The 22513-nt window shown below is 67.0% G+C and carries 21 protein-coding genes; 5 read left to right on the forward strand and 16 right to left on the reverse strand.

Translation table 11 applies throughout. The annotated features are described in order from the left end of the window. Positions 1-31: 31 nt before the first annotated feature. From PMI01_RS18350 to PMI01_RS18365, 4 genes are all read right to left on the reverse strand, one after another. Positions 32-253 carry a hypothetical protein gene (locus PMI01_RS18350; RefSeq protein WP_007672323.1) on the reverse strand — a complete coding sequence of 74 codons (222 nt, stop codon included), beginning with the start codon at positions 251-253 and terminating at the stop codon, positions 32-34. A 347-nt stretch (positions 254-600) separates the two neighbouring features. Next, positions 601-1617, reverse strand: a complete 1017-nt coding sequence (locus PMI01_RS18355) for an aromatic ring-hydroxylating dioxygenase subunit alpha (protein ID WP_007672324.1) — start codon at positions 1615-1617, stop codon at positions 601-603. Between the two features lie 137 nt (positions 1618-1754). Then, positions 1755-2873, reverse strand: a complete 1119-nt coding sequence (locus PMI01_RS18360) for an alpha/beta fold hydrolase (protein ID WP_007672325.1) — start codon at positions 2871-2873, stop codon at positions 1755-1757. A gap of 16 nt (positions 2874-2889) precedes the next feature. Further along, positions 2890-3423 carry a VOC family protein gene (locus tag PMI01_RS18365; RefSeq protein ID WP_007672326.1) on the reverse strand — a complete coding sequence of 178 codons (534 nt, stop codon included), beginning with the start codon at positions 3421-3423 and terminating at the stop codon, positions 2890-2892. A gap of 320 nt (positions 3424-3743) precedes the next feature. Between PMI01_RS18365 and PMI01_RS18370 the strand changes: the two genes are divergently transcribed. From PMI01_RS18370 to PMI01_RS18380, 3 genes are all read left to right on the forward strand, one after another. Further along, complete coding sequence (locus PMI01_RS18370; RefSeq protein ID WP_007672327.1) at positions 3744-4286, forward strand: hypothetical protein; 543 nt, start codon at positions 3744-3746, stop codon at positions 4284-4286. Positions 4287-4464: 178 nt separating this feature from the next. Continuing rightward, complete coding sequence (locus PMI01_RS18375) at positions 4465-5709, forward strand: NAD(P)/FAD-dependent oxidoreductase (protein ID WP_007672335.1); 1245 nt, start codon at positions 4465-4467, stop codon at positions 5707-5709. A 164-nt stretch (positions 5710-5873) separates the two neighbouring features. Continuing rightward, positions 5874-6353: a flavin reductase family protein gene (locus PMI01_RS18380; protein ID WP_007672338.1), complete on the forward strand. Its 480-nt coding sequence runs from the start codon at positions 5874-5876 to the stop codon at positions 6351-6353. Positions 6354-6471: 118 nt separating this feature from the next. Here PMI01_RS18380 and PMI01_RS18385 read toward each other — a convergent pair whose 3' ends face one another. Both PMI01_RS18385 and PMI01_RS18390 read right to left on the reverse strand, forming a co-directional pair. Then, positions 6472-7935: an NAD(P)/FAD-dependent oxidoreductase gene (locus PMI01_RS18385; protein WP_007672340.1), complete on the reverse strand. Its 1464-nt coding sequence runs from the start codon at positions 7933-7935 to the stop codon at positions 6472-6474. Between the two features lie 149 nt (positions 7936-8084). Next, the gene (locus tag PMI01_RS18390) at positions 8085-8456 is read right to left on the reverse strand and encodes a VOC family protein (protein ID WP_007672350.1); all 372 of its coding nucleotides are present in this window, start codon (positions 8454-8456) and stop codon (positions 8085-8087) included. Positions 8457-8842: 386 nt separating this feature from the next. Here PMI01_RS18390 and PMI01_RS18395 point away from each other — a divergent pair, with 386 nt between their 5' ends. Next, the gene (locus tag PMI01_RS18395; RefSeq protein ID WP_007672352.1) at positions 8843-9853 is read left to right on the forward strand and encodes an aromatic ring-hydroxylating dioxygenase subunit alpha; all 1011 of its coding nucleotides are present in this window, start codon (positions 8843-8845) and stop codon (positions 9851-9853) included. A gap of 248 nt (positions 9854-10101) precedes the next feature. Here PMI01_RS18395 and PMI01_RS18400 read toward each other — a convergent pair whose 3' ends face one another. The 4 genes from PMI01_RS18400 to purU all read right to left on the reverse strand — a co-directional run bounded on the left by PMI01_RS18400 (position 10102) and on the right by purU (position 13780). After that, the gene (locus tag PMI01_RS18400) at positions 10102-11478 is read right to left on the reverse strand and encodes an aminomethyltransferase family protein (protein ID WP_007672354.1); all 1377 of its coding nucleotides are present in this window, start codon (positions 11476-11478) and stop codon (positions 10102-10104) included. A gap of 158 nt (positions 11479-11636) precedes the next feature. After that, the gene (locus PMI01_RS18405; RefSeq protein ID WP_007672357.1) at positions 11637-12065 is read right to left on the reverse strand and encodes a dihydroneopterin aldolase; all 429 of its coding nucleotides are present in this window, start codon (positions 12063-12065) and stop codon (positions 11637-11639) included. Further along, positions 12037-12915: a bifunctional 5,10-methylenetetrahydrofolate dehydrogenase/5,10-methenyltetrahydrofolate cyclohydrolase gene (locus PMI01_RS18410; RefSeq protein ID WP_007672359.1), complete on the reverse strand. Its 879-nt coding sequence runs from the start codon at positions 12913-12915 to the stop codon at positions 12037-12039. Before PMI01_RS18410 ends, PMI01_RS18405 begins: the two co-directional genes overlap by 29 nt. 4 nt (positions 12916-12919) lie before the next feature. Continuing rightward, positions 12920-13780 carry a formyltetrahydrofolate deformylase gene (gene purU, locus PMI01_RS18415; protein ID WP_007672361.1) on the reverse strand — a complete coding sequence of 287 codons (861 nt, stop codon included), beginning with the start codon at positions 13778-13780 and terminating at the stop codon, positions 12920-12922. 297 nt (positions 13781-14077) lie between these two features. On the opposite strand from purU, the gene PMI01_RS18420 reads away from it, so the two are divergent. Then, positions 14078-14422, forward strand: a complete 345-nt coding sequence (locus PMI01_RS18420; RefSeq protein ID WP_007672363.1) for a cupin domain-containing protein — start codon at positions 14078-14080, stop codon at positions 14420-14422. A gap of 153 nt (positions 14423-14575) precedes the next feature. Here PMI01_RS18420 and PMI01_RS28230 read toward each other — a convergent pair whose 3' ends face one another. The 6 genes from PMI01_RS28230 to PMI01_RS18450 all read right to left on the reverse strand — a co-directional run bounded on the left by PMI01_RS28230 (position 14576) and on the right by PMI01_RS18450 (position 22244). Then, the gene (locus PMI01_RS28230; RefSeq protein WP_007672365.1) at positions 14576-14857 is read right to left on the reverse strand and encodes a helix-turn-helix domain-containing protein; all 282 of its coding nucleotides are present in this window, start codon (positions 14855-14857) and stop codon (positions 14576-14578) included. Positions 14858-14939: 82 nt separating this feature from the next. Further along, positions 14940-15686 (reverse strand): SDR family NAD(P)-dependent oxidoreductase, encoded by a 747-nt coding sequence (locus PMI01_RS18430; protein ID WP_007672367.1) that lies wholly within the window; start codon positions 15684-15686, stop codon positions 14940-14942. Next, on the reverse strand, positions 15686-16990 hold the full coding sequence (gene fahA / locus PMI01_RS18435) for a fumarylacetoacetase (RefSeq protein WP_007672369.1): 1305 nt from the start codon (positions 16988-16990) through the stop codon (positions 15686-15688). The genes PMI01_RS18430 and fahA overlap by 1 nt, the downstream gene beginning before the upstream one ends. Then, positions 16987-18282 carry a homogentisate 1,2-dioxygenase gene (hmgA, locus tag PMI01_RS18440; RefSeq protein ID WP_007672371.1) on the reverse strand — a complete coding sequence of 432 codons (1296 nt, stop codon included), beginning with the start codon at positions 18280-18282 and terminating at the stop codon, positions 16987-16989. The genes fahA and hmgA overlap by 4 nt, the downstream gene beginning before the upstream one ends. 364 nt (positions 18283-18646) lie before the next feature. After that, a complete protein-coding gene (locus PMI01_RS26135; protein ID WP_007672374.1) occupies positions 18647-19474 on the reverse strand; it encodes a helix-turn-helix transcriptional regulator in 828 nt (275 codons plus the stop codon). A 502-nt stretch (positions 19475-19976) separates the two neighbouring features. Next, positions 19977-22244: a TonB-dependent receptor gene (locus tag PMI01_RS18450; RefSeq protein ID WP_007672376.1), complete on the reverse strand. Its 2268-nt coding sequence runs from the start codon at positions 22242-22244 to the stop codon at positions 19977-19979. Positions 22245-22513: the final 269 nt, after the last annotated feature.

Genomic DNA, 22513 nt, shown 5'->3' on the forward strand with positions numbered 1-22513 from the left:
AGGCCGCGCGGGCGCTTTTAACAGCCGCGCGTCAGACGCTCCACGGCTTGATCGCCCAGGCCGCCAGCGGCGCCGCGATCACCAGGCCCGCGACGGCCGCGACCTGATCGGTGACGCCCGGAACCAGCGTGAAGAAACCGGCCAGCATGTAGGCCGGAAGACTGGCGCTGAAGATCCAGGCCAACCACGGCAGCACCCTGCGTTCGATCGGACCGAGCGGACGCTCCTCATCGTCGGGCCACCTGTTCGCCATCATTCCCTCCCGCGAGCGCCCAACTCTGGCGAAGATGACGAGAACAACGACGGTTTTCGTTGAGACCCCGCGGCCTGGAAGATCAGCCTGAACTCGTACATCGGGGGCTTGAAATTGTCATCGACGGGGCCTGGAGAGACGGCTTGGCGAGCACGATCCGCTCTAACGCCGTCAACTGACCCCGGCGCCTGGCCCTCAGGATCGGCGGATTGAGCGCCTCGATAGAGGCTTGGATCCTGGCAGATACACCAGATTCATGCCCAGGCCGGTTGCTCGCCGATCGGCAGATCGAAAAGCGCCTCGCCGACTGGCGGACCCATGGCGACGACCCGTTGGCCGGCCTGGTTTCAAGAGACCGGCTGCAACGGGGAGCCGGCCGTCGCCTCGGCGCGCTCGCGTTCGATCATGGCGTTGAGCTTGCGTCGCACCCGAACGCTGCTGGCGTCGATCGACAGCAGGATCGGCTTGAGATCGAACAGCTCGCGCTGGCCCATCCGCCGCTGGACCGCCTCGATCATCGGCTTGTCCTCGTGATCGAACACCTGGGTGAGCGAGGCCAGGAACGCCTCGCTGCTGACCGGCGAATCCTTGGGCAGGGCAGAGGCCCAGAAATAGTGCGTGCTGGTGGCGGTTTCCGGCGTGACGATATGGGCGGCCGGCATTTCGGCCGCCTGAAAGGCCGCATCCTTCGGCGTCACCCGCGTCAGCAGCGAGTGGATGCCCGGCGCGCGCCAGCGAATGGTGTCCACGCCGGTCACCGGCGTATCGCCGACCAACATCGAGCTGGGCGCCTCGGAAGTATATTCGGAGACGACGTCGTCGCCTTCCTCCCAGGATCTGAACTTGGGCTGGTAGTTGAGGCCGCCAAACAGCGGATGGAGCATGGCCGTGTGGGTCAGGTCCATCAGGTTGTCGGAAAACAGGCGATAGTCGGCCTTGGCGGCCGAGACGCCGAACACCGGGCGCAAGGCCGAATCGGTGTGGAACGGAAAGCGGACGATGGCCTCGGTCGGCCCGGCCGGGCCCGGACCCATCCAGATCCAGATGATGTTGTCCTGCTCGAAGACCGGGAAGGTGCGGACCCGCGCCGCCTTGGGCGCGACGACATTGATGCAACTGCCGACACAGGCGCCGTGTTCGTCGAATTCCAGGCCGTGATAGCCGCAGCGCACCTTGCCGTCGACCAGCACGCCCATCGACAGCGGCGCGAAGCGGTGAGGGCAGGCGTCCTCCATCGCCACCACCTGCCCGTCGGGCTTGCGATAGAACAGGACCGGAAGGTCCAGCAGGGTGCGGGTGAAGAACGTCTGGTCGATCTCGTGCGCCCAGGCCGCCACGTACCAGGCGTTGTAGAGATAGGGCATGGTCACCTCTTGGGAGCTGGCGCGCGGCCCGACGGGGTCGCTGGCGGATGAGCCGGACAAGTCTCCAATCCCTACCAAGCCGGCGCCCCTCGACCTGTACCCTGGGCTGGTGACGGGGCGCGACGCCGGCGCGTCCCTCAGCGGGCCCGGATCCAGTCGGCGATGGTGTCGGCGCTGAAGGCGATCAGCTCGGGCTGGCGAACCAGATAGTGGTCGCCGTGCTTGACCGGGACATGGGTCACGCGGTCGCCGGCGGCGGCCTTCCAGGCCTCGCGGGTGCTGGGATAGGTCGACTGGTCGGCGGTGTGCTCCATCAGCAGGACCGGGACGCTGGTGGCGGCTAGGTTCTCGGGGCCTCGAGCCTGGGAGCGCGACGACAATTGCGAGCGGAAGGCCCGGATGCTGGTCAGGCGGCCAAAGGCGTTGGCCGCCAGGTTGACGACGCGCGGGTCGCCCCAGACGCTGCCGGCGGCGCGGTCGTTGGCGTCCAGGCTCAGATCCAGGAAGCGCGGATCGGCATGGGTGCGCTGGATCAGGAAGAACTTGTCGGCCGGCGCGCCGGGCGTGCGCCTCAGTTGCTCGGCCTGGTCCTCGACCCAGGCCTCGATGCGATCGCGGCGCGCCAGCTGCGCCGCCTTGAACCGCTGCACGAAGTCGGCGCTGTAGGGCGGCTTGATCGGCCCGTCATAGAGGTCGAGCTCGAGATCGACCTTGCTGGGGTCGCCTTCGTCCAGCACCGCCGGATCGATCCATTCGGAAAAGATCTTGGCCCGGCCCAGATGGGCGGCGCTGAGGACGATGCCGTCGGCCGCCGGAAGATCGTCGGCCGACAAATGCGTGGGCTCGCCGCTGACGAAATGGGTCGCCGTCAGGTTTTCGGCCTGAGACTGGTAGAAGGCGGCCAGGGAGGCGCCGCCGGAATTGCCGATCAGATAGACTTTCTCGACCCCGCGGCGGCGCAGTTCGGCCACGCCGGCCCCCAGATCGACAATCACCCGCTCCATCTCGAGCAGGCCGTCATTGCCGACATAGCGCGAATTGAGGGCCAGGCAGGCCACGCCGCGCTCGGCCAGGGGCGTGAGCAGATAGTGGCCCATATAGTTGGACGTCGGGTGCATCAGGATCGCGCCGACCTTGGCGCCGCCTGGCGGCATGGCCAGGGCGCCGAAGATGCGCGGGCGCAGGTTCTGCAGCCCCGACTGGCTTTCCATGACGACGCCGGGACGGACGTCGATCGCAACGTGTTCGATGATCATGATCTGGAAGCGGAACCTAGCTGGAAACGGTGTGGGCGCGATGCCAGGAGACGTCGGGCGCGCGCTTGGTGCGATCCCATTCGGCCAGCAGGGCCTGGGCGTTGGCCTCGAACTGAGCGCGCGTTTCGTCCGACATGGTCTCGCAGGTGATCTCGATGCGGTGACCGCTGGGATCGTGGAAATAGATCGACTTGAAGATGGCGTGATCGGTGACGCCCAGGACGTCCAGACCGGCCGCCTTCAGCTTCTGCCGATAGGCCTCGACCTCGGCTTCGGAATCGACGCGGAACGCCAGGTGCTGGACCCAGGACGGGGTGTTGGGATCAAAACCCATCGGCTCGCCGTCGGCCAGTTCGAAGAAGCCCAGATAGGAGCCGTCGCCGTTCTCCAGGAAGATATGGATGTGCGGATAGACCGCGCCGGTCGATGGGACCTTATTCTCGGCGACGGCGTAGCTGTACCGGAGGCCCAGAAGTTCGGTGTAGAACTTCACGGTCTCGGCGGCGTTGACGCATCGATAGGCCACATGGGACAGGCCGTTGATCTTCATGGTCTTCACTCCTCCAGGGCAGAGGCTTCCCGGCGACGTGCTGGCCGGCGACGCACTGGCGACGTTTCGTCGCGATTGGAGCCGGCCGAGCCGCCTTGGGCCATCCCCCCCGCTTGTGACCGCGCAAGGGCCGCAACGTTCGGGCGCCACGATCCCAGGCCGCGGCGCGGGACCGATGGGCCATGCGGACGGGCCGTGGCCGCTTGATTTTGCCGAAAATGTCGTAACCTAAGTAGACACCGACACGATCCTGCGTGTTTCCCCGCCGCGTCGCCAGGTCCCCTCGGCCCCCGCGAGCGGGGCTGACGGGAGCCGCAACGGTGAGCATGAGCAATGGATCCAAGGCCCGGCGGGCGGGCTTGTCGGGTGAGCCGCCCGGGCCGGGGACGATCGAGGACCCGCCGGCGTGGAGCCGGCGGTTCGGCCATCATCACGACGCCCGATACCGCTGCGTCTTCGGAGTCAGCAACGGGTTTCCGGACCCGGTCGTTCTCAGCCGCCTGCTCGTCGACCTGACGCACCTGGTCGTCGTGTCGGCCCCGTCGGGCGCCCAAGCCCCTTACCGCTGGAGCGTGGCCGTCAGGGCCACGAGCACGCTTGCCGACCAGGCGGTTGGCCGCTGTGTCCAGCTGGCGGTCGGCGCCGCCGCCGGGAACGACTGGCGTCCGGACGCTCTGCTCGAGGAAATCGATCTGTGGGACGCAGACCCCATCGTCGTGACGTTCGAGACCGTCAGCGTCTGGCTGCGTCGCCCGGCGCCGCCCTGGACCGTACCCCAGCCAGGGTATGACGCCGCGGTGTCGCCGATGTTAGGCCAAGGAGCGGCTGGACCGCTCGGCGAGGCGCTCCGTCCGTCACCCTAGGCCAGCCAGATCGGCGCCCCCGCTCGCGACACCGCTCCCCCGGTTCGTCGCGCGCGCCGATCACGAAACGGGGCAGGGGGCGGCGGGGACGCCGCCTCCTGCGCTTGTCCTCCAGACCGCCGCGCCGGCCCGTCGGCGCCATTGGCCAGGCGCTTCCGCCTTGAACCCGGAAATCAACATGAACCGTTCCTTCGATGTGCTGATTGTCGGCTCTGGCCATGCCGGAGCCCAGGCCGCGATCGCGCTGCGCCAGCGCCATTTCGAGGGCTCGATCGCCATCGTCGGCGAGGAGACCGAAATCCCCTACGAGCGTCCGCCGCTCTCCAAGGAATTCCTTGCGGGCGAAAAGACCTTCGAGCGCCTGCTGATCCGGCCGGCGGCCTTCTGGGTCGAGCGCCGTGTCGAGCTCCTGCTGGGCGAGGCGGTCATATCGGTCGATCCAACCGCCCGCGCCGTCGGCCTCAGCGACGGCTCGACCATCGAATACGGCCAGATGATCTGGGCGGCTGGCGGCCACGCACGCCGCCTGACCTGCCAGGGACACGACCTGGCCGGCGTCCACTCGGTGCGCAACCGCGCCGACGTCGAACGGATGATGGCCGAGATGGCGGCCGCCGCCAAGGTGGTGGTGATCGGCGGCGGCTACATCGGTCTGGAAGCCGCCGCGGTGATGACCAAGCAGGGCAAGTCCGTGACCCTCCTGGAGTCCCTGGACCGGGTGCTGGCGCGGGTCGCCGGCGAGCCGCTGTCGCGCTTCTACGAGGCCGAGCACCGCGCCCATGGCGTCGATCTCAGGCTTGAGGTTCAGGTCGACGGCGTCGAGGCGCGCGATGGCAGGGCCAGCGGTGTCCGGCTGGCCGACGGACGCGTGCTGCCCGCGGACATGGTGATCGTCGGCATCGGCATCATCCCCGCCGTTGGCCCCCTGATCGCGGCGGGCGCGGCGGGCGGCAACGGGGTTTGGGTTGACGACCACTGCCGCACGAGCCTGACCGACATCTTCGCGGTCGGCGACTGCGCGCTGCACGCCAACGGCTTCGCCGACGGCCAGAAGATCCGCCTGGAGTCGGTGCAGAACGCCAACGATCAGGCGACCACGGCCGCCCTGGCCATCCTTGGGGCGCCCGAGCCCTATCGGGCCGCGCCCTGGTTCTGGTCTAACCAGTACGACCTGAGGCTTCAGACCGTCGGTCTGTCGACCGGCCACGATGACCTGGTGGTTCGCGGCGACGTCGCTTCGCGCAGCTTCTCGGTCGTCTACCTCAAGCAGGGACGGGTGATCGCGATCGACGCGGTCAACGCCACCAAGGACTTCGTGCAGGGCAAGGCGCTGGTCGTGGCCGGGCATCGCCCCGACAGGGCCCTGCTGGCCGATCTGGCCACGCCGCTCAAGAGCTTGATCGGCCGCGAGGTGGCGGTTTGAGCCCGCGGTCGCCGCGCCCGTCCCTAGGAGAGGGTAGGGCAGGGGGCCAGGCTTGAGCCTATCAAAACAAGGCCCGAGAGCAGCGACGCCGTCACTCTGGCGACACGCTTTCCGCCTGGACGCGAGGCCTTTGGGTCCGATTGTCCGTCAAAGAGGATCTGGGAATGGATAGCCTCAAACAAGCCCTGCGGCGACTGGCCAAGGCGGTCGTCGTCATCACGACCGCCAAGGACGGGGTGCGCTATGCGATGTCGGCGACGGCGGTGAGCGAGTTGAGCATGGACCCGCCGTCGATGCTGATCTGCGTCAACCGCTCCGCCTCGCTCTATCCGATCCTGGCCCAGCAGGCCCCGTTCGCCATCAACATTCTGCACAATTCGCAGATCGACATCGCCCGACGTTGCGCCGGCGAGGTCAAGGGCGAGGCGCGGTTCGAGCAGGGCGATTGGCGCGAACTGGACCTGGGCGTTCCCGGACTGGTGGGCGCTCAGGCCACGATCCTGTGCCGCAACGCCAAGCAGGTCGATCATGGCACCCATGGCATCTTCATCGGCGACGTCAGCGAGGTGTTCCTTGAGGGGCAGCCCGAGCCGCTGGTCTATGTCGATGGTCGCTTCACCAAGGCGCTCGAAGGCGCCTTGTAGGACGACGCGCCCGGCGCGCCAAAGCGCCCGCCTTCGCCGTCTCGCGGGTTTGACCGGGGCTCGCGAGAGGGCCGCGCCTCCGCCGCGCCGACGGCGCCGTCACCGCGCTGGCCCGACCTCATGAATGATAGGCAAGCTTGCCGCCGTCGGTGAAGCGCGACATCCGGTAGCCGCCCAGATCGAAGCTTGGCGCGCGGCCCGTGGCGAGGTCGGCCAGGGCCTCTCCCGCCGCCGGGCCAAACGTCAGGCCGTTGGCGAAGCCGCTGCCGATGAACAGGCCCGGGACCCGCGGAGCCTCGGAAATCACCGGCATGTTGTCGATCGTCGTGCTGATCGCGCCGGCCCAGCGGTCCCGGATCTGGGCCGCCGCGAAGACCGGGAACCGCTCGATCAACTTGGCCAGGGCCTCGGCCGGAGGCCTGGCCCAGTAGATCGGCTCCAGGATGCGCCGCGCCTCGAAGGGCGAGGGGCGATCAAGTTTCCACCGGCGGGGCGACATCATCTCGTCCCACGCGCGGCTTGCCGAAAAGCCCAGGCGCGCCTGGGGCATCAGCGCCTGGACCGTGGACGGCGCCGAGAGCGCCGCAGCGATCAGATCGCCATCGAGCGGGACGGCCATCTCGACGACCCCGACCGAATAGCCGCCGTCGATCTGTCGGCGAAAGCCGAAGGCCTCCGACGACAGCGAAACCTCCGGCCCGGCGACCGGCGACAGCGAGAGCATCGACAGGAAGACATCGACTTGCCGAAATCCCGCCCCGACGCTGCGGGCGAACATCGGCGACCAAGCCCCACCGGCCAGAATGACCGCCTTGCAGGCGATCACGCCGCGTTCGGTGACGACGCCCGAGACGCGGCCGGCCGAGGTTTCCAGCCCTCGAGCGGCGCAGTTCTGCAGGACGATCGCGCCCTTGCGCTGGGCGGCCTCGGCGATGGCGGGCGCGGCCAGAACCGGCTCGACCGACGCGTCGGTCTGGCTCAGCAGCGCCTGATCGGGCGGGTCGCGCATGGCCGGAAAAAGCCGCGCGATCTCGGATTTGGAAATCACCCGCCCATCGACGCCGGGCGCGCCGGCGACCGAGGCCAGCCAGGCCTCGGCATAGGCCGCCTGCTCGGGCCCGGCCAACGGCGCGACGACGCCGGTGCGACGATAGCCCGTCTCCAGGCCGGTTCGCGCGTTCATGGCCGCCCAAAGGGTCTTGGAGCGCTCCAGCAGGCCCATCTTCGCCGGATCGGCCCACTGGCTGTAGACAAAGCCCATCGATCGGCCCGAGGCTTCCCCGGCGACCACGCCCTTTTCGCACAGCGCCACCGACACGCCGCGCTCAGCCAGGGTTAGGGCCGCGCTGGCCCCGACGAACCCGCCGCCGATCACCACCACGTCCACCGCGGCCGGAAGACGGTCGGCGCCGACCAGGCTCCGAGCGCGCGATCGGCCCAACGCGACGCCGACCTCGGTTCGCGACAGAACCAGGGCGCCGGCCGCCCCGCCGGCTCCCGCCGCGAGAGCGCCGCCGATCAGAAGCCGGCGGGAAAACCCGCCGCGCGTCGGCTTGCCGCCGTCAGAATCCGTTTTTGGCATGTCCGTCCCTTGGCCCCGCGTCCGGTCTTCACCGCCGCCGATGTCGCCGTGCTCCACGGCCGCGGGCTATACCCGCGCCGTGGGACTTTTGGCCGCGCGCCGTCGGGAGACGTCCGTCCTGGGCGATCGAGAACCGCCGTCCTCGCGGACTAGGCGCTGGGCGACTGCTGCAACAGGTAGAGATTGCCGTGGAGGTCCTTGAAGATCGCCATCACGCCGTAGGAACGCGACTCCGGCGCCTGGACGAATTCCACGCCCCGCGCCTTCAACCGCTCGTAGGACCGGCGGCAGTCCTGCGTGCGCAGGACGACGGCGGCGTTGGTTCCCACCTGTTCGGGAAACCAGTCGGGGAGGGCGAAGCTGACCTGGTCGTCGGGCGAGGCCACCGTGATCCAGCGCTGGTCGCCGACGACGTGGTCCTCGCGCTTCTCGAACTGCAGCTTGTCGATGAACCAGGCCAGGGCTTGTTCCTGATCGCGCACCGCGACGACGATCGTGGCCACCTGGACGGCTTCGGACATGGCGGATCCCATAGAGTGCTGCGAGGCGTGCTGAACACGGTCGACCAAAGCCGCTTCAGCGCCGCCAAGACTGGTTCGATCACAGTAAACTCGCGGCTCGCCGGGCCAAATACCCTTTCCTGGTGACAACAAGGACGCCGACAACGGACTGGCCGGCGTCCATGAACAGTCAAGATAGGCGAGATCTGCTCGCAACGTCGCTCGCGGTCGGGTCGGCGAGCGTTCCGCGGCCGTCGAGCACTATCGGAATTCTTAAGAACGGCGGCTTGACACCTGCGAAAAAGTCGTAACCTAAGTATGACCCATCGCGATTTTGTGACGGATCGCCGGCAGCGACTGGAGCTCTCCTGAGCGCCCATGCCGGGATCGTGAATGGGGCCGAAACCATGACCTACATCTACAATGCCTGGTATCCCGCCGGTTGGGTCCACGAATTAGAAAAGGGCCCTATCGCCCGGAAATTCCTGGATATTCCGGTGATGATCTATCGCCTCTCGACCGGCGTCCTGGCGGCGCTTCACGATCGTTGCCCGCACCGCTTCGCGCCGTTCTCCTACGGCACGATCGTCGAGGACAAGGTGCGCTGCATCTATCACGGCCTGGAATTCGACAGCGCCGGCAGGTGCGTTGGCAACGCGCTGTGTTTCGCCGCGCCCAAGGTCGCCAAGGTCCGCAGCTTCCCGGTGTTCGAACAGGACAACGTGGTCTGGATCTGGATGGGCGAAGAGGAGCCCGCCGACACCTCGACGATCCCTCGCTACGCCTACCACAACGACCCGAAATACCGCTGCGTCTACGGCAACAACTACACCAAGGCCGACTACCGCCTGCTGTGCGACAACCTGATGGACCTGACCCACATCGTGCTGCTGCATCCGGTGTTCGACGCCCTGCACCGCAAGCAGAGCTTCAAGTCCTGGGAGGAAGGCGACGACGTCCTGGCCAGCTACAGCGCCGTCGAGCCGCACGAGGAATATCACACGATCAACACCATCCGCTGGGCCGCTCCGGGCAACCACGACCTGGAAATGCACATCATCCCCGACTTCGGCAAAGGGCCGGTGATCCAGGAATGGTCGGCCAACCTGCTGACCCCGGAGACCAAATACACCTCGCACTACCTGTGGAGCGTGGCGGTGTCGGTGGATTCCCCCGAGACCGACGAGCAGATCTACGATCGCATGATCCAGGTCGTCGACCGCGAGGATTCCTGGATGATCGAGGGCGTCCAGGACCGCATGGGCGAGGCCGACCTGTTCGATCTCGACCCGGTGCTGATCGCCACCGACGCGGCCGGGGTGCGCATGCGCCGCAAGCTGGCCGCCATGGTCGAGAAGGACGCGGCCAGGCGGGCCGCCCGGGCCGCCAGCCGCGAAGCGGCGCCGGTGAGCGCCTAGACCGTCCTGCCAGGGGGCTCCTCCGCCCCCTGGAAGGCCGGAGGAGCCCGCGGGGACAAAACCCTTGGCGAAGCGCGCGCGGCGGCCCCGCGCGCGCTTCTTGCCGTCCGGTCCAGGCCGGGCCAACGCCGTGCGGACTCGCCGCGCCGGCCTTGACCCCCGGGCCCAGCGCCCCGGACGCAAAAGGGCCGCGCTCCCAGGGGAGGCGCGGCCAGTTGGCAGGGAGGTTCAGGCCGTGAAGGGTCTGGTCAGGCGTCGAGCGCCACCGCGCCAGCCAGGCGCGGAATAGCGCTCACGTCGATATGCTCGTTGCGCGGCAGGTCGAAAATCGGGAAGCGGGCGACCGTGGCGCGGATCTTCTTCTGCCGAGCTCCCGGCTCGCCCCAGACGATCTCGACCTCGCCGCCCAGATCGGCATGGGCGATGTCGATCGGGCAGAGCGAGATCATCGCCCGATAGTAGTAGCTATAGACCCGGCCCATCGACAGACCGACGCGGACGCCGTCCTTCAACACCTCGTCGACATGGCTGACCATGCCGTTCTTGCTCCAGATCGTGTCGGCCTGGAACGTCATGAAGTCATGGGCCGGCCCCTTCTCGAAGAACGAGGCGTAGACGTCCAGGATGTCCTGAACGTTCCAGATCAGGGTGACGACCGCGCGCCGCGGCGCGGCCACCAAGGCGGCAAGGGCCTCGCGGCCGATGAAGTCGTGGTCGAACTTGACCACATGGCTCCAGCCCAGGTCGATCGGATTGGAATAGCGGGCGGCCAGATCCGGCCCGGCGCTGCCTTCCAACTGGGCGAAGTGTCCGGCGTAGTAGTCCATGGCCTCGCCCAGATAGGCGATGAAGTCGGGGTCCTGATGCCAGGCGGCCATGAAATGGATGGCCACCTGGGGAAAGCCGTTCTCGGTGTGGTTCATGCCGTAGACCAGCATGCCGATCCGCTCGACCCCGAACGGCTGACCCGCCTGCAGGATCTTGGCATAGACGGGCAGGGCGTCCTCGATCCTGCCGTGGACCTCGTAGGCCAGACTACCGGCCATGCCGATGCGCAGGACCTTGATGTCCACGACCTGGCCGCTCTCGACCGTGATCTGGGCCGGCCGGTGGCGCAGGAACTTGATGTCGTGCAGATCTTCCTGCAGCGCCGCTTCCAGGATTTCCAGCGAACGCGGCCCCGCGACCTGGAACATGAACACCTGGCCCGTCAGGTCCTCGCCCTTGACGTCGTACTTACCGGAATCGACGAAGTAGTTGATGTAGGGCGACAGGTAGAAGGTGATGAACTCGTCTTCGCCGGTGCGCAGCAACATGCCGTGGGCCATGATATTGCCCTGGGCGTTGCACATCACCGCATGCTTGGAGCCGCCGATCGAGAACTTGGCGAAGCTGTTGACGCAGGTGTCCGCAAACAGCTTCATCGCGTCGGGGCCGGAGATCTTATAGGGATAGGTGGGATTGAGCCCCGCGTGCAGATAGGCGGTGTCCTTCCAGGACATCACCTCCTTTTGCCAGCCGGCGAACTCCCAGGGGGTCAGATGGCCCGACGTCGAATTGTACGCGGCGACCTCGGGGTCCAGCGGCAGGTAGGGACTGTGGGGGATCTGGCCTGGATCGTTCATCGACTGTCTCCTCGAGCGCTCGGCCCTGATGGAATGGGAAGGGTGGCGGGGTCAGGACCGGTCCGCGAACCGGCGGCGACTTGACGGCGCCTTGGCTGAACGGACGCTAGCAACTCGCCGTGCGCCCAAATATCACCCCGGCTTGGGACGAAGCCGGGTCAGACGTTGCGCCCCATGGCTGGAGCGACGCGCGCCACGACCACCCGCGCGCCGGCCAGGGCCTCGCGCAAGGCGGCCGGCTTCTCGACCGCCACCTCGGCCGCCAGCACGACCGCATGCTCCAGGCAGGCCAGGGCCAGACGCCGCGCGAAGGTCTCGATCAAGCCGATGCGCTCGCCGGCCAGCGACTGGGCGTGAACGACGATTTGGTTGTAGTCGATCGTCTCGCCCAACTGATCGACCAGGACCGGAGACACCTCCAGCACCACGTCGATATCGAGCCGTTGCCTTTGGCCGATCTCGTGGTCGTGGACGCCGATGTCGGCCTCGACTCGCAGGCCGCGCACCATCACCTCGGCCCGGACGACCTGGGCCGAGGCTTCGGCGACCAGCGCCCGTTCAGGCGTGACCTTGGCGATCGCGTTCATCCGACAGGCTCCTTGCGGCTTTGACGGTGTTGGCCAGCAGGCAGGCGATGGTCATCGGGCCCACGCCGCCGGGGACCGGCGTGGCCGCTCGGGCGTGGCCGAGTTCCTCGGTGGCGGTGTCGCCCACCAGGCGCGCGCCGCCATCGGATTGATGAACCCGGGTGATGCCGACGTCGATGACCACGCAGCCGGGCTTGATCCAGTCGCCCCGCACCAGGCGCGGACTGCCGGCGGCGGCCACGACGATATCGGCGCGGCGGACGATGTCGGGCAGGTCGCGCGTATGGATATGGGTGATGGCCACGGTGCATTCGCGCTCGAGCAGCAGCAGCGAGACCGGCTTGCCGACGATGTTGGACTTGCCGATGACCACGGCGTTCAGGCCGCGGTAGTCGTCGATGACCGAGTCCAGCAGCATCATGCAGCCCAGCGGCGTGCAGGGCACCAGCCCGCCGGTCCCGGTCGATAGTCGCCCGACATTGACCGGGTGAAAGCCGTCGACATCCTTGCTGGGCTTGATGCTCTGCAGGACCTTGCCCGCGTCGATCTGCGGCGGCAGGGGCAGTTGCACCAGGATTCCATGGACGTCGGGATCGGAGTTCAATCGCGCCACCAGGATCAGGAGATCCGCCTCCAGGCAATCGCGCGACAGGCGGTGTTCCTGCGACACGATCCCAACCTGGCTGCACTTGGCGACCTTGCGGCGGACATAGACCTCGCTGGCCGGGTCGTCGCCGACCAGCACCACGGCCAACCGCGGCGTGAGACCCGTCGCCGTCAGGGCCGCGACGTCCTGGGCAAGGCTTGCGCAGAGCCGTTCGGCGATCGCCGCGCCGTCGATCAGTTGCACCGCCCTAGTCCTGGAAGACGACGGTCTTGGCGCCGTTGAGCAACACCCGGTCCTGCAGATGGAAGCTGACCGCCCGGGCCAGAACCCGGCGCTCGATATCCCGGCCCTTGCGCACCAGATCGTCGGGCGCGTTGGCGTGGCTGACGTGCTCGATGTCCTGAGCGATGATCGGTCCTTCGTCCAGGTCCCCGGTCACGTAGTGGGCCGTCGCGCCGATGATCTTGACGCCGCGGGCGTGGGCCTGATGGTAGGGCTTGGCGCCCTTGAAGCTGGGCAGGAAGCTGTGGTGGATGTTGATGCAGCGCCCGCTGAGAAAGCTGGCCAGATCGTCCGACAGGATCTGCATGTAGCGCGCCAGGATGATGAGCTCGGCGCCGGTGTCCTCGACGATGGCCTTGATGGCCGCTTCCTGCTCGGCCTTGGTCTCCTTGGTGATCGGCAGGTGGTGGAACGGGATGTCGCCGAAGTCGGCCCCGCCATAGGTGGCCCGCGCGTGGTTGGAGACGATCCCGACCACGTCCATCGCGATCTCGCCGATGCGGTGGCGGTAGAGCAGGTCGACCAGGCAGTGGTCGAACTTCGAGGCCAGCAGCAGAACCTTGCGCAAGGTGTTCTTGGGCCGCACCGTCCAATGGGTGGCGAACGCCTGGACCGCTTCGCCGAAATTGCGCCCCAGCTCGGCTTGGTCCACCCCCGCGGGAAGGTCGAACTCGATCCGAGTGAAGAACATCCCCGTTTCGACGTCGTTAAACTGGTGCGCCTCCAGGATGTTGCCGCCGCAAGCGAACAGATATCCCGTCACGCGCGTCACGATGCCCGCCTGGTCTGGGCATGAAAGGGTAAGGAGATAAGGTGTCCGCGACATGTGACTTCTCGCACGATTTATATATTGTCGGTATCTGTACAAACTGCACCGTCATCGGCTCGCCGAACAGGTGTTTACAGATGCGATGCAGAGATCGACTTCACCTGTATTTGCGCAGTGCGTCGTTTCGGGCAATACCCGTAGGATGGGACTTTCAAAGACCAAAAAAATAAGCGCCGACGGCGAGGCGGTCCGCTGAGCCGGCGCGGGCCTCCTCAAGTCCCCTCGCAGGGGTATGGGTCGGCTCCCCGGTCTGGACGACCCTTGGGCTTGGCCCGTCGCCGAAGGATCTCCGCCGTGAACGTCACGCGTTTCGAAACCGCCACGGAATATTTTCCGCCCAATCACCACGACATGCGCTGCCTGCGCCTGCAGGGCCACGAGGCGGGGCCGGCGGATTCGCTTTGGCTGGGGGTCTCGGTAATCGCACCGGGCGGCCATGTCGAAAGCTCGGCTTCGCCGCTGGAAAAGCACTATGTGGTCCTCGAAGGCGAGTTGACCTTGAGCACCGGCGCGGAGACCGCGGTCCTGAAAGCCTTCGACTCCTGCCGCATGGCCCCGGGCGAGCCGCGCGAGATCCGCAACCATAGCAGCCAGCCCGCAAAGATCCTGCTGGCCATGCCGTTTCCGCCGGTCGTCTGACGCCGGCGCCGGGAGGTGGGGGGCAAGGAGCCCGGCTCATGCCAAGGTCCTGCGATGTCAGGCCCACGGCGTTAGCGGGCGCACGGCCGTTTGCGCGCGCAGCCCTTCGGCTTGGACAAATTCCCACACCGAACGATAGTCGACCTTCAGGTCTCAGACGATCCGCAGTTCGGCCACCAGCCCGCGAAAGGTGAAGGGCTTCTCCCGGCAGCGCGCGATCAGCCACACGGCGTGCTCACCCCGGATCGTTCTGAGCTTGTAGCCGCCGACCTTGCGAGGCGCCGCGCTCCCCGTCGCCCCGAACCGCGCCACCCAGTTGATCGCCGAGCTTGGCGAGACGCCAAAACGTGCAGCCGCCTGACGGCGTGACATCCCGCCCGTCACGACGGCCGAGATCACGCGATGTCGTAAATCCAGCGAATAGGATTTCGCCATCCTGTCGCCCCCTCCGATCATGGAGCACCTTGCCCATGGCGACGCCCAAAGAGGTCGAGGCGCCATGGGCCGCGGCGGAGCGTCAGACCAGGAAGCGCCCGCCATCGACGACAATCCGAACACCGGTCGAGGCCGTCAGCAGGGTGGCGCAGGCCAGGACGGCGCGGGCGACGTCCTCGGGCTCGACGATCTTCTTCAAAGGCGTCGACTGCGCGATCTTGGCCAGCGCCTCGCGACCACGCCCGGCCACGAAATCGGTGGCCACCGCGCCGGGCGACACGCAAAGCACGCGGATCTCCGGTCCCAGGACGCGCGCCAAGGACAGGGTCATGGTGTCCAGGGCGGCCTTGGAGGCGCAATAGGCCACGTTGCTGCCCGAGCCGGTGAATCCCGAGATCGACGAGATATTGACGATCACGCCGTCGCCCGAGGCCTTGAGCAGCGGCGCGAAGGCGCGAACGGCGGCGAACGGGCCCCTGGTGTTGCCAAGCAGAATCTGGTCGATCAACGCGTCGTCGAGCGCGTCCAGATCGCCATGCGGCACGGGACGGGTGGTTCCCGCGGCGTTGATCAGGATGTCGGCCCGGCCGTATCGCGCCTCGACGGCCTTGGCCGCCGCCTGCAGCGAAGCCGAATCGTCGATCTGGATGGCCATCGCCTGGTGACCGCCGCCGGGCAGCGCCGCAACCACACCGTCGGCCTTGTCCCGGTTGCTGTTGTAGCCGACCACCACGGTCGCGCCCGCCGCCGCCAACTGCTGGGCGGTGGCCGCGCCGATGCCGCCGCTGGCGCCGATCACCACGGCGACTTTTCCCGTCAGACTGTCCATCAATTTCCCTCGACTGTTCGCGCGGCGGAAATGGTCCCGCGACACACACCAAAACCAATGCCGACAAAGCCGTCCCGCTCGCAGCGGCCGGTCATCACCACCTCGTCGCCGTCCTCCAGGAACCGGCGGATCTCGCCCTCGGCGAGGGTGATCGGCTCACGGCCGCCAGAGGTGATCTCCATCAGGCTGCCAAACCCGCCGACGCCCGGGGAGGACACCGTGCCGGTGCCCAGAAGATCGCCGGCTTCCAGGTTGCATCCCCCGACCGTGTGGTGCGCCACCAACTGGGCCGGCGTCCAGTAGAGGTCGGTGGCCCGAGCTCGCCCGACCACGCGCGGCGCCTGCCCCCCGGCCCGCATCGCCGGACTGCGGATGGCGACCTCCAGCGCGATGTCCAGAGCCCCGCCGGCCTGATCGGCCGCGCAGTCCAGATAGGGCAGCAGCGCGGGCGCGTCGCTCGGGCGCGCCGGCTGGGCCGACCGGAACGGCGCCAGCGCCTCCATGGTGATCACCCAGGGCGAGACGGTGGAGGCGAAGTTCTTGGCCAGGAAGGGCCCAAGGGGCTGATATTCCCACGCCTGGACGTCGCGGGCCGACCAGTCGTTGAGCAGGCTGACGCCGGCCAGGCGCGAGGCGGCGTCCTCGATGCCGATCGGCTCGCCCTGCGCGTTGCCCTGGCCCATCCACAGGCCCAGTTCCAACTCGTAGTCCAGACGTTGCGAGGGCTTGAGCACGGGGGGTGTGTCGCCGTCCCGCACCTGCCCCCAGGGCCGGCGCACGACATCGTCGGACACCCGCACCGAGGAGGCGCGACCGTGATAGCCGATCGGCACGTAGCGGTAGTTGGGCATCAACGGATTGTCGGGCCGCAGCAGCCGTCCGACATTGGTCGCGTGGATGATCCCGGCATAGAAGTCGGTATAGCCGCCGATCCGCGCGGGCAGGTGCATGACGCAGTCGCCAGCCGCGCGCAGGTGAGGCCGCAGCGCGGCCTCGCCCGCGCCGCCTTCCAACAGCAGATCGAACAATACATGGCGCAGGGCCAGACGCGCGGACGCGTCCAGCGCGAACAGACCGTTGAGCCTGGGCTTGGCGACGACGGCGGCGACCGGCGCGGGCAACAGGCCCGCCTGGGCCAGACCCGCCAGATCGACGATCTCGTCGCCGATGGCCACGCCGCAGCGCGGCGGCCCTGAATCGTCCGAAAACACGCCCAAAGGCAGGTTCTGGATCGGGAAGTCGCGATGGGTGTTGGCCGAGCTCACCCAACTGCGGGCGGCCGAATCGTGAGTATGGTCGATCATCGCGGCGGCGCGCCCTTCTCGAAACCTTGCCAGCAGGCGTCGTAGTCGTCCTGAAGCTGCGGGCTGGCCATCGCGCAGAGGGTGGGGCGATAGGTCCAGCGGCTTTCGAACATGAAGGCGATGCTACCGGCCAGCCGTCGCGGCTCCAGCTCGGCGGCGATCGCCATGCCGTAGGCGGTGCGGTCGGGACCGTGGGCCTGCATGCGGTTGTGCAGCGAACTGCCGCCCGGCACGAAGCCGCCTTCCTTGGCGTCATAGGAGCCGTAGATCAGCCCCATGTACTCGCTCATCACGTTGCGATGGAACCAGGGGGGACGGAAGGTGTCCTCGGCCACCAGCCAGCGCGGAGGAAAGATCACGAAGTCCATGTTGGCGGTGCCGGCCACCTCGCTCGGGCTGGTCAGAACCGTGTAGATCGACGGATCGGGATGGTCGAAGGAGATGGCGCCCACTGGGCAGAAGCGCGACAGGTCGTAGCGATAGGGCGCCAGGTTGCCGTGCCAGGCGACCACGTCGAACGGTGAATGATCCAGCACCGTGCTCCAGAGCGCGCCTTCGAACTTCTGGACGCAGACGGTCGGCTGATCGACATCCTCATAGGCGGCGACCGGGGTCTCGAAATCGCGGGAATTGGCCAGGCCGTTGGCCCCGATCGGCCCCAGTTCGGGCAATCGCAGAGCCGCGCCGTAGTTCTCGCAGATATAGCCGCGGATCGGCCCGTCGATCAGCTCGACGCGGATCTTCACGCCGCGCGGTATCACGACGATGAAGCCGGGCTCGGCCTCGATTCGCCCGAACTCGGTGACGAAGCGCACCGCGCCCGACTGCGGCACGATCAGCATCTCGCCATCGGCGTTGTAGAACACCCCCCCCATCGAGCGATTGGCGACATAGAGATGGACGGCGCTGCCGGTTCCCATCGAGACGTCGCCGTTTCCGGCCATGGTCACCAGGCCCTCGACGAAGTCGGTCGGCGTCTCGGGGACGGGAAGGGGATCCCAGCGCAGGCGGTTGGGCGAGGGCGGGGTCTCGACGAATGGTCCCGAGCGCAGGGTCGGGTGCGGCCGCGCCAGTTCGAACGGTCCGTGGCCGGCCGAGGGCCGCAGGCGGTAGAACCAGCTGCGCAGGTTTTCGGCGCGGGGGGCGGTGAACGCCGTCCCGGAAAGCTGCTCGGCATAGAGGCCAAAGGCGGCCTTCTGCGGAGAATTGCGCCCGATCGGCAGGGCGCCGAGCCTCGCCTCGGTGGCGAACTGGTTGCCAAAACCGGACAGGTAGTCGGTCGAGCGGGTCAATCTGGTCTCCTCCAAACAGCATCGCCTTGGATCCGTCCCGCAGGTGGACGGCCTGGCCGGCGAGTTGGGTGTCTGGCGGCGGGGACGGCGCGCGGCCGCGCGAACGCGACCAGATCCGCCGTCTTGTTCAAAGCCGCTGACAACCTGCTGGTCTCGCCTGGAAAATCGATAGGGCGACACTATCGGCGCGCCCTTGGCGGCCAATACCCGTGCGAGGGTACGAAAGGGGGGCGGGGCCCGCCGAGGCCCGCGAGGGGAGCCAGCAGGGGCGGGGCCCGGGTGGTCCCGGCGGCCGGCGGGCCTGACGCGCGCCGGCGAATGATAAACCGCCGACGACGTCTACGGGCGCGCGCCGACCCCGCGCCTAGGCGGCCTGGTTGGTGAACCGGGTGACGGTGCGGAAATAGCGGGAGAAGAGTTCGTTCTGGCTGCTGATGCCCAGCTTGGCGTAGGCGCGCTTGCGGTGGGTGCAGATGGTGTTTTCGGAGATGCCGAGGTTGAGGCTGATGGCCAGGGTGCGGTAGCCCAGCACGATGCTGGCGCAGATCTGGGCCTCGCGCGGCGTCAGGCCGTGCCCCTCGGCCATCAGCACCGCCGACAGGTGCTCCAGCACCGGTTTGCCCGCCGCGGCCCCGGGCGCGACCGGCGTGTCGACGGGCGCGTCCTGGTATTCCGGATCCGCGCGACTGAGCTCCAAATGGCGCGACAGCACGGGCAGGGAGATCTTGGCCAGCATGCGCGCGGCCTCGAGATCGACCTCGCTGAAGCTCTTCTTTCCTGAGATCCGATAGAAGCCGATATTGAAGCGCTTGCGGCCGACCCGGCCAAGAACGTTGATCTCCGAGACGATGTCGAGATCCTCGTAGTAGTGCTTGCGGTAGCCGTGATCGCCGATGCCCTGAGGCGACACCAGCCGCACATAGAGATCGGAGATGGCGCCGATGCTTTTCAGGAAGGGGTCGTCGCGAAAGCCGGATTCGACATAGGTCGAGCCAGCGTCCTTGGTCTTGCTGCGATGCTCCTCGCCAAACCCCTCCAGAACGATGGGCGCCGGGTTGGCTGTGTCTGAAATAAAGAACGCGCTGCAGCTGCTGACGTCCAGAGTCTTGCGCGCCAATTCCAGGTACGCCGCGTCGAATCCCGTTCGGCCGATGTTCGCGATTACGCGCGCAACAATATCGGTGTCGAGCATGTCGCACTCTCCCTACTGACGCCGCACCATTGATGGTGTCTCTTGTACTTTTGTCGCAAGCGCCAGATCCACGGCGCGACGCCTATTGACTTCTATTTACGCCATAATCGCGGGGCCGGCCCGGGGCCTGCCTACAATTTGGACGACCGACCAGATTGGGAAATGGGCCCGCTCCGGTCATTGGATCACCCTCGCCCGAGGACGGCAGGCTGATCGAGATCCTTGTTAGCGAAAAATTGGACATATGTCCAGATTGCGACGAGGACGGAGCATGCGCAGGCCCGCGACCGACCGTCGCGGCGCAAAGCGAGCTCGATCAAAACATGATTTCGGTCCCCCCGTGGGGCGCCGACAGACCGGTCCCCGCGTGGCCGGCCGCGCCGTCAAATCGACGAGAAGCCCGGACGTCGCCCCCACCGGACCGGGCGCGCCCCAAACGACGACGACGCCCCTCGGGACTGACCCGAGAGGCGACGCCGCTCAATCTTGAGAACCGCTAGGGTTACCAGCGGTAGCTGAGGTCCAGGCCGTAGGTCCGGCCGATATCGAAGTATTTCAGGAAATAGCCCGGGGCCAGGCCAAAGCCCGACGCCAAAGCCCGCTTGTCGGTGATGTTGTTGGCGTAGAAGGCCAGCGCGAAACCCGAGCCCGAATGCGGATCGAAGCCGACGCGCAGGTTGCCGGTCGTCAACGGCGCGCCGCTGAGCACGGGGTCGTTGGCGGAGTCGAAATAGACACGACTGCGATAGGACCAGGTGGTGTTGGCGCGCAGGTCGTAGTCGCCGGTGACCGGCAGGGTGTAGGTCGCCGAGAGGTTGGAGCCCCATTTGGCGGCCTGGATCAGTCGATTGCCCGAATAGTCCGCGCCGATGAACGGATCGCTATACTGGTCGTAGCGGCCGTCGGTGTAGCTGAGCGTGCCGCGCAGCTCCAGCCGGTCGCTGACCAGGGCGGTCAGTTCGGCCTCGGCGCCGTCGACCTTGGCCGCCGACGCGTTGGCCGTGGTCACCAGGCCGTTGTTGTAAACCGTGACCTGCTGGTTGCTGTAGTCGTAGTGATAGACGCCGGCGTTGAACCGGACCCGGTTGTCGAACAGGCTGCTCTTCAAGCCCAGTTCGTAGGCCTTGACGGTCTCGCCCTCGTAGGGGTCGGGCACCGGAGCCGGCAAGCTGGCGGCCGCGAACACCGTGGCCCCGGGGTTGAAGCCGCCGGAACGGAAGCCCTTCGAGATCCGCGCGAACAACATCACCCGCTCGGCCGGCTTGTAGTTGATCGTGGCGTCCCACGTCCAAGGCGTCGACTTTTGCCGCAGGTTATAAATCAGCGCCTGCGACGGCGCGACCGGCGGCGGCCCGTCGAACACGATGTTGGTCTGGTCCCAGTCGTAGTTGCCGTCCTGGAAATAGAGCTTGGAGCCCGCCTGCTTCTTGCTTTCCGAGGACTTGCGCAGCCCACCGGTCGCCGAGATCTGGTCGGTGAACTTGTAGGTCAGATTGGCGAACACCGCGTAGGTGGTGGTGCGGGTGTCATAGCGGCTCAGATTGTTGAAATCGGCGCCGAGCCCAAACAGCGTCGAACTTTCGGTGCCGACCTCCTTGGTCTCGTCCTTCTGGAAATAGAGCCCCACCAGGCCGCTCAGCCGGCGACCGGCGTCGGACGCCACGCGAACCTCCTGGCCATACTGCTCGGTCGAGGCCTTCGAGGTGTAGAAGAAGATGTCGTTGGCCGAACCGTCGAGGTCCTGGTCGTTGTCGGTGTCGGTCTTGCGGTAGTGGGTGATGGACGTGAGGTTGAACGCGCCCAGCGCCTGCTCCAGGCGCAAGGTCGCGCCGTTGTTGTCGAAGTTGTCGTAGAAGCGATAGTCGCTCAGGCTGATGTACTTGCCGTCTTGCGCGGCCGGCAGCACCTGGGCGCGTCCCAGCGGCGTATCGCCCCGCTCGCGAGTGCTGAACACCGTCAGGTTGGCGACGGTGCCGTCCCGCGGCGTCCACCGCAGTTGGAAGCGGCCCGACTGGGTTTCGGCCTCGCCGCGCTTGAAGCGATTGGCCTGATCATAGAGGTAGCCGCTTTGGCTATCGAGCTTCAGACTGAAGCGCATGGCCAGGATGTCGTCGATGACCGGGACGTTGACCGCCGCTTCCAGATAGCGCTCGGGACGGGCGCCCGCGCCGACCCGGCCGTTGACATAACCGCCCAGTTCATTGGTCGGGGTCTGCGAGAAATAGGCGACCGCGCCCCCGGTGGTGTTCTTGCCGAAGGTCGTGCCCTGCGGACCACGCAGGATCTCGACCCGCTGAATGTCGAACAGACCCGCCGTGATCCCGAACTGCGAAGCCTGGTAGACGTCGTCGATATAGGTCGCGACGGCGGCCGAGCCGGTCGGCAGGGTGTCGGTCGTCGTCAGGCCGCGCAGCGTGAAACGCGGCGAACCGGCCGAGACCGTATTGAGAACATAGAGGCTGGGCGACAGGGTCGACAACTGGGCGGCGCTGGTGACGCCTTCCTTGCGCAGCGTGTCGGCGCCGACCGCGGTGAGGGCGATCGGCACGCTCTGGGCGCTGGCCGACTGACGGGTCGCCGTGACGATCACTTCCTCGATCTGCACCGAGCCGGCGTCCGAGGGCGCCTGCGCGGCGGGAGGGACGGGCGTGGCCACCTGAGCGTGGGCGGCGCTCGCCACCGCCCCCATCGCCGCGATCATGGAAACCAGTCCGCTGTATCGCAGGGCGATAAGCCGGACCGACGGTTTGCAACTCTTGATATCGGTCATGAAGTGCCTCCTCACACTTTCTGATTTCGAACTGTCGCAATTCCCGGCTAAACTAATCGCATTCACGCATGCAAATCGCCTAGTTGTACGAGAACCTATTCACAGTTTCTGCAAGTTATTGCAGCCATTACGCTGGTCTTAGCCTCTACTTGAGACGACAACTGAAGCCATAAGGCGTGGAGAGGACTTTCCGACCGTCCCATTTTCTTGAACGACGAGGCGAAAGCACCAAGTATAGAATTCCCGCCGCATCGCCCCCAAAGGCCTCG

It is taken from the genome of Caulobacter sp. AP07, assembly GCF_000281955.1.
GTDB lineage: Bacteria > Pseudomonadota > Alphaproteobacteria > Caulobacterales > Caulobacteraceae > Caulobacter.

What these genes read in the sequence shown, in the direction of transcription:
- PMI01_RS18350 (WP_007672323.1), bottom strand. Translation starts at nt 253, where the DNA reads ATGGCGAACAGGTGGCCCGACGATGAGGAGCGTCCGCTCGGTCCGATC.
- PMI01_RS18355 (WP_007672324.1), bottom strand. Translation starts at nt 1,617, where the DNA reads ATGCCCTATCTCTACAACGCCTGGTACGTGGCGGCCTGGGCGCACGAG.
- PMI01_RS18360 (WP_007672325.1), bottom strand. Translation starts at nt 2,873, where the DNA reads ATGATCATCGAACACGTTGCGATCGACGTCCGTCCCGGCGTCGTCATG.
- PMI01_RS18365 (WP_007672326.1), bottom strand. Translation starts at nt 3,423, where the DNA reads ATGAAGATCAACGGCCTGTCCCATGTGGCCTATCGATGCGTCAACGCC.
- PMI01_RS18375 (WP_007672335.1), top strand. Translation starts at nt 4,465, where the DNA reads ATGAACCGTTCCTTCGATGTGCTGATTGTCGGCTCTGGCCATGCCGGA.
- PMI01_RS18380 (WP_007672338.1), top strand. Translation starts at nt 5,874, where the DNA reads ATGGATAGCCTCAAACAAGCCCTGCGGCGACTGGCCAAGGCGGTCGTC.
- PMI01_RS18385 (WP_007672340.1), bottom strand. Translation starts at nt 7,935, where the DNA reads ATGCCAAAAACGGATTCTGACGGCGGCAAGCCGACGCGCGGCGGGTTT.
- PMI01_RS18390 (WP_007672350.1), bottom strand. Translation starts at nt 8,456, where the DNA reads ATGTCCGAAGCCGTCCAGGTGGCCACGATCGTCGTCGCGGTGCGCGAT.
- PMI01_RS18395 (WP_007672352.1), top strand. Translation starts at nt 8,843, where the DNA reads ATGACCTACATCTACAATGCCTGGTATCCCGCCGGTTGGGTCCACGAA.
- PMI01_RS18400 (WP_007672354.1), bottom strand. Translation starts at nt 11,478, where the DNA reads ATGAACGATCCAGGCCAGATCCCCCACAGTCCCTACCTGCCGCTGGAC.
- PMI01_RS18405 (WP_007672357.1), bottom strand. Translation starts at nt 12,065, where the DNA reads ATGAACGCGATCGCCAAGGTCACGCCTGAACGGGCGCTGGTCGCCGAA.
- purU (WP_007672361.1), bottom strand. Translation starts at nt 13,780, where the DNA reads ATGTCGCGGACACCTTATCTCCTTACCCTTTCATGCCCAGACCAGGCG.
- PMI01_RS28230 (WP_007672365.1), bottom strand. Translation starts at nt 14,857, where the DNA reads ATGGCGAAATCCTATTCGCTGGATTTACGACATCGCGTGATCTCGGCC.
- PMI01_RS18430 (WP_007672367.1), bottom strand. Translation starts at nt 15,686, where the DNA reads ATGGACAGTCTGACGGGAAAAGTCGCCGTGGTGATCGGCGCCAGCGGC.
- fahA (WP_007672369.1), bottom strand. Translation starts at nt 16,990, where the DNA reads ATGATCGACCATACTCACGATTCGGCCGCCCGCAGTTGGGTGAGCTCG.
- PMI01_RS26135 (WP_007672374.1), bottom strand. Translation starts at nt 19,474, where the DNA reads ATGCTCGACACCGATATTGTTGCGCGCGTAATCGCGAACATCGGCCGA.
- PMI01_RS18450 (WP_007672376.1), bottom strand. Translation starts at nt 22,244, where the DNA reads ATGACCGATATCAAGAGTTGCAAACCGTCGGTCCGGCTTATCGCCCTG.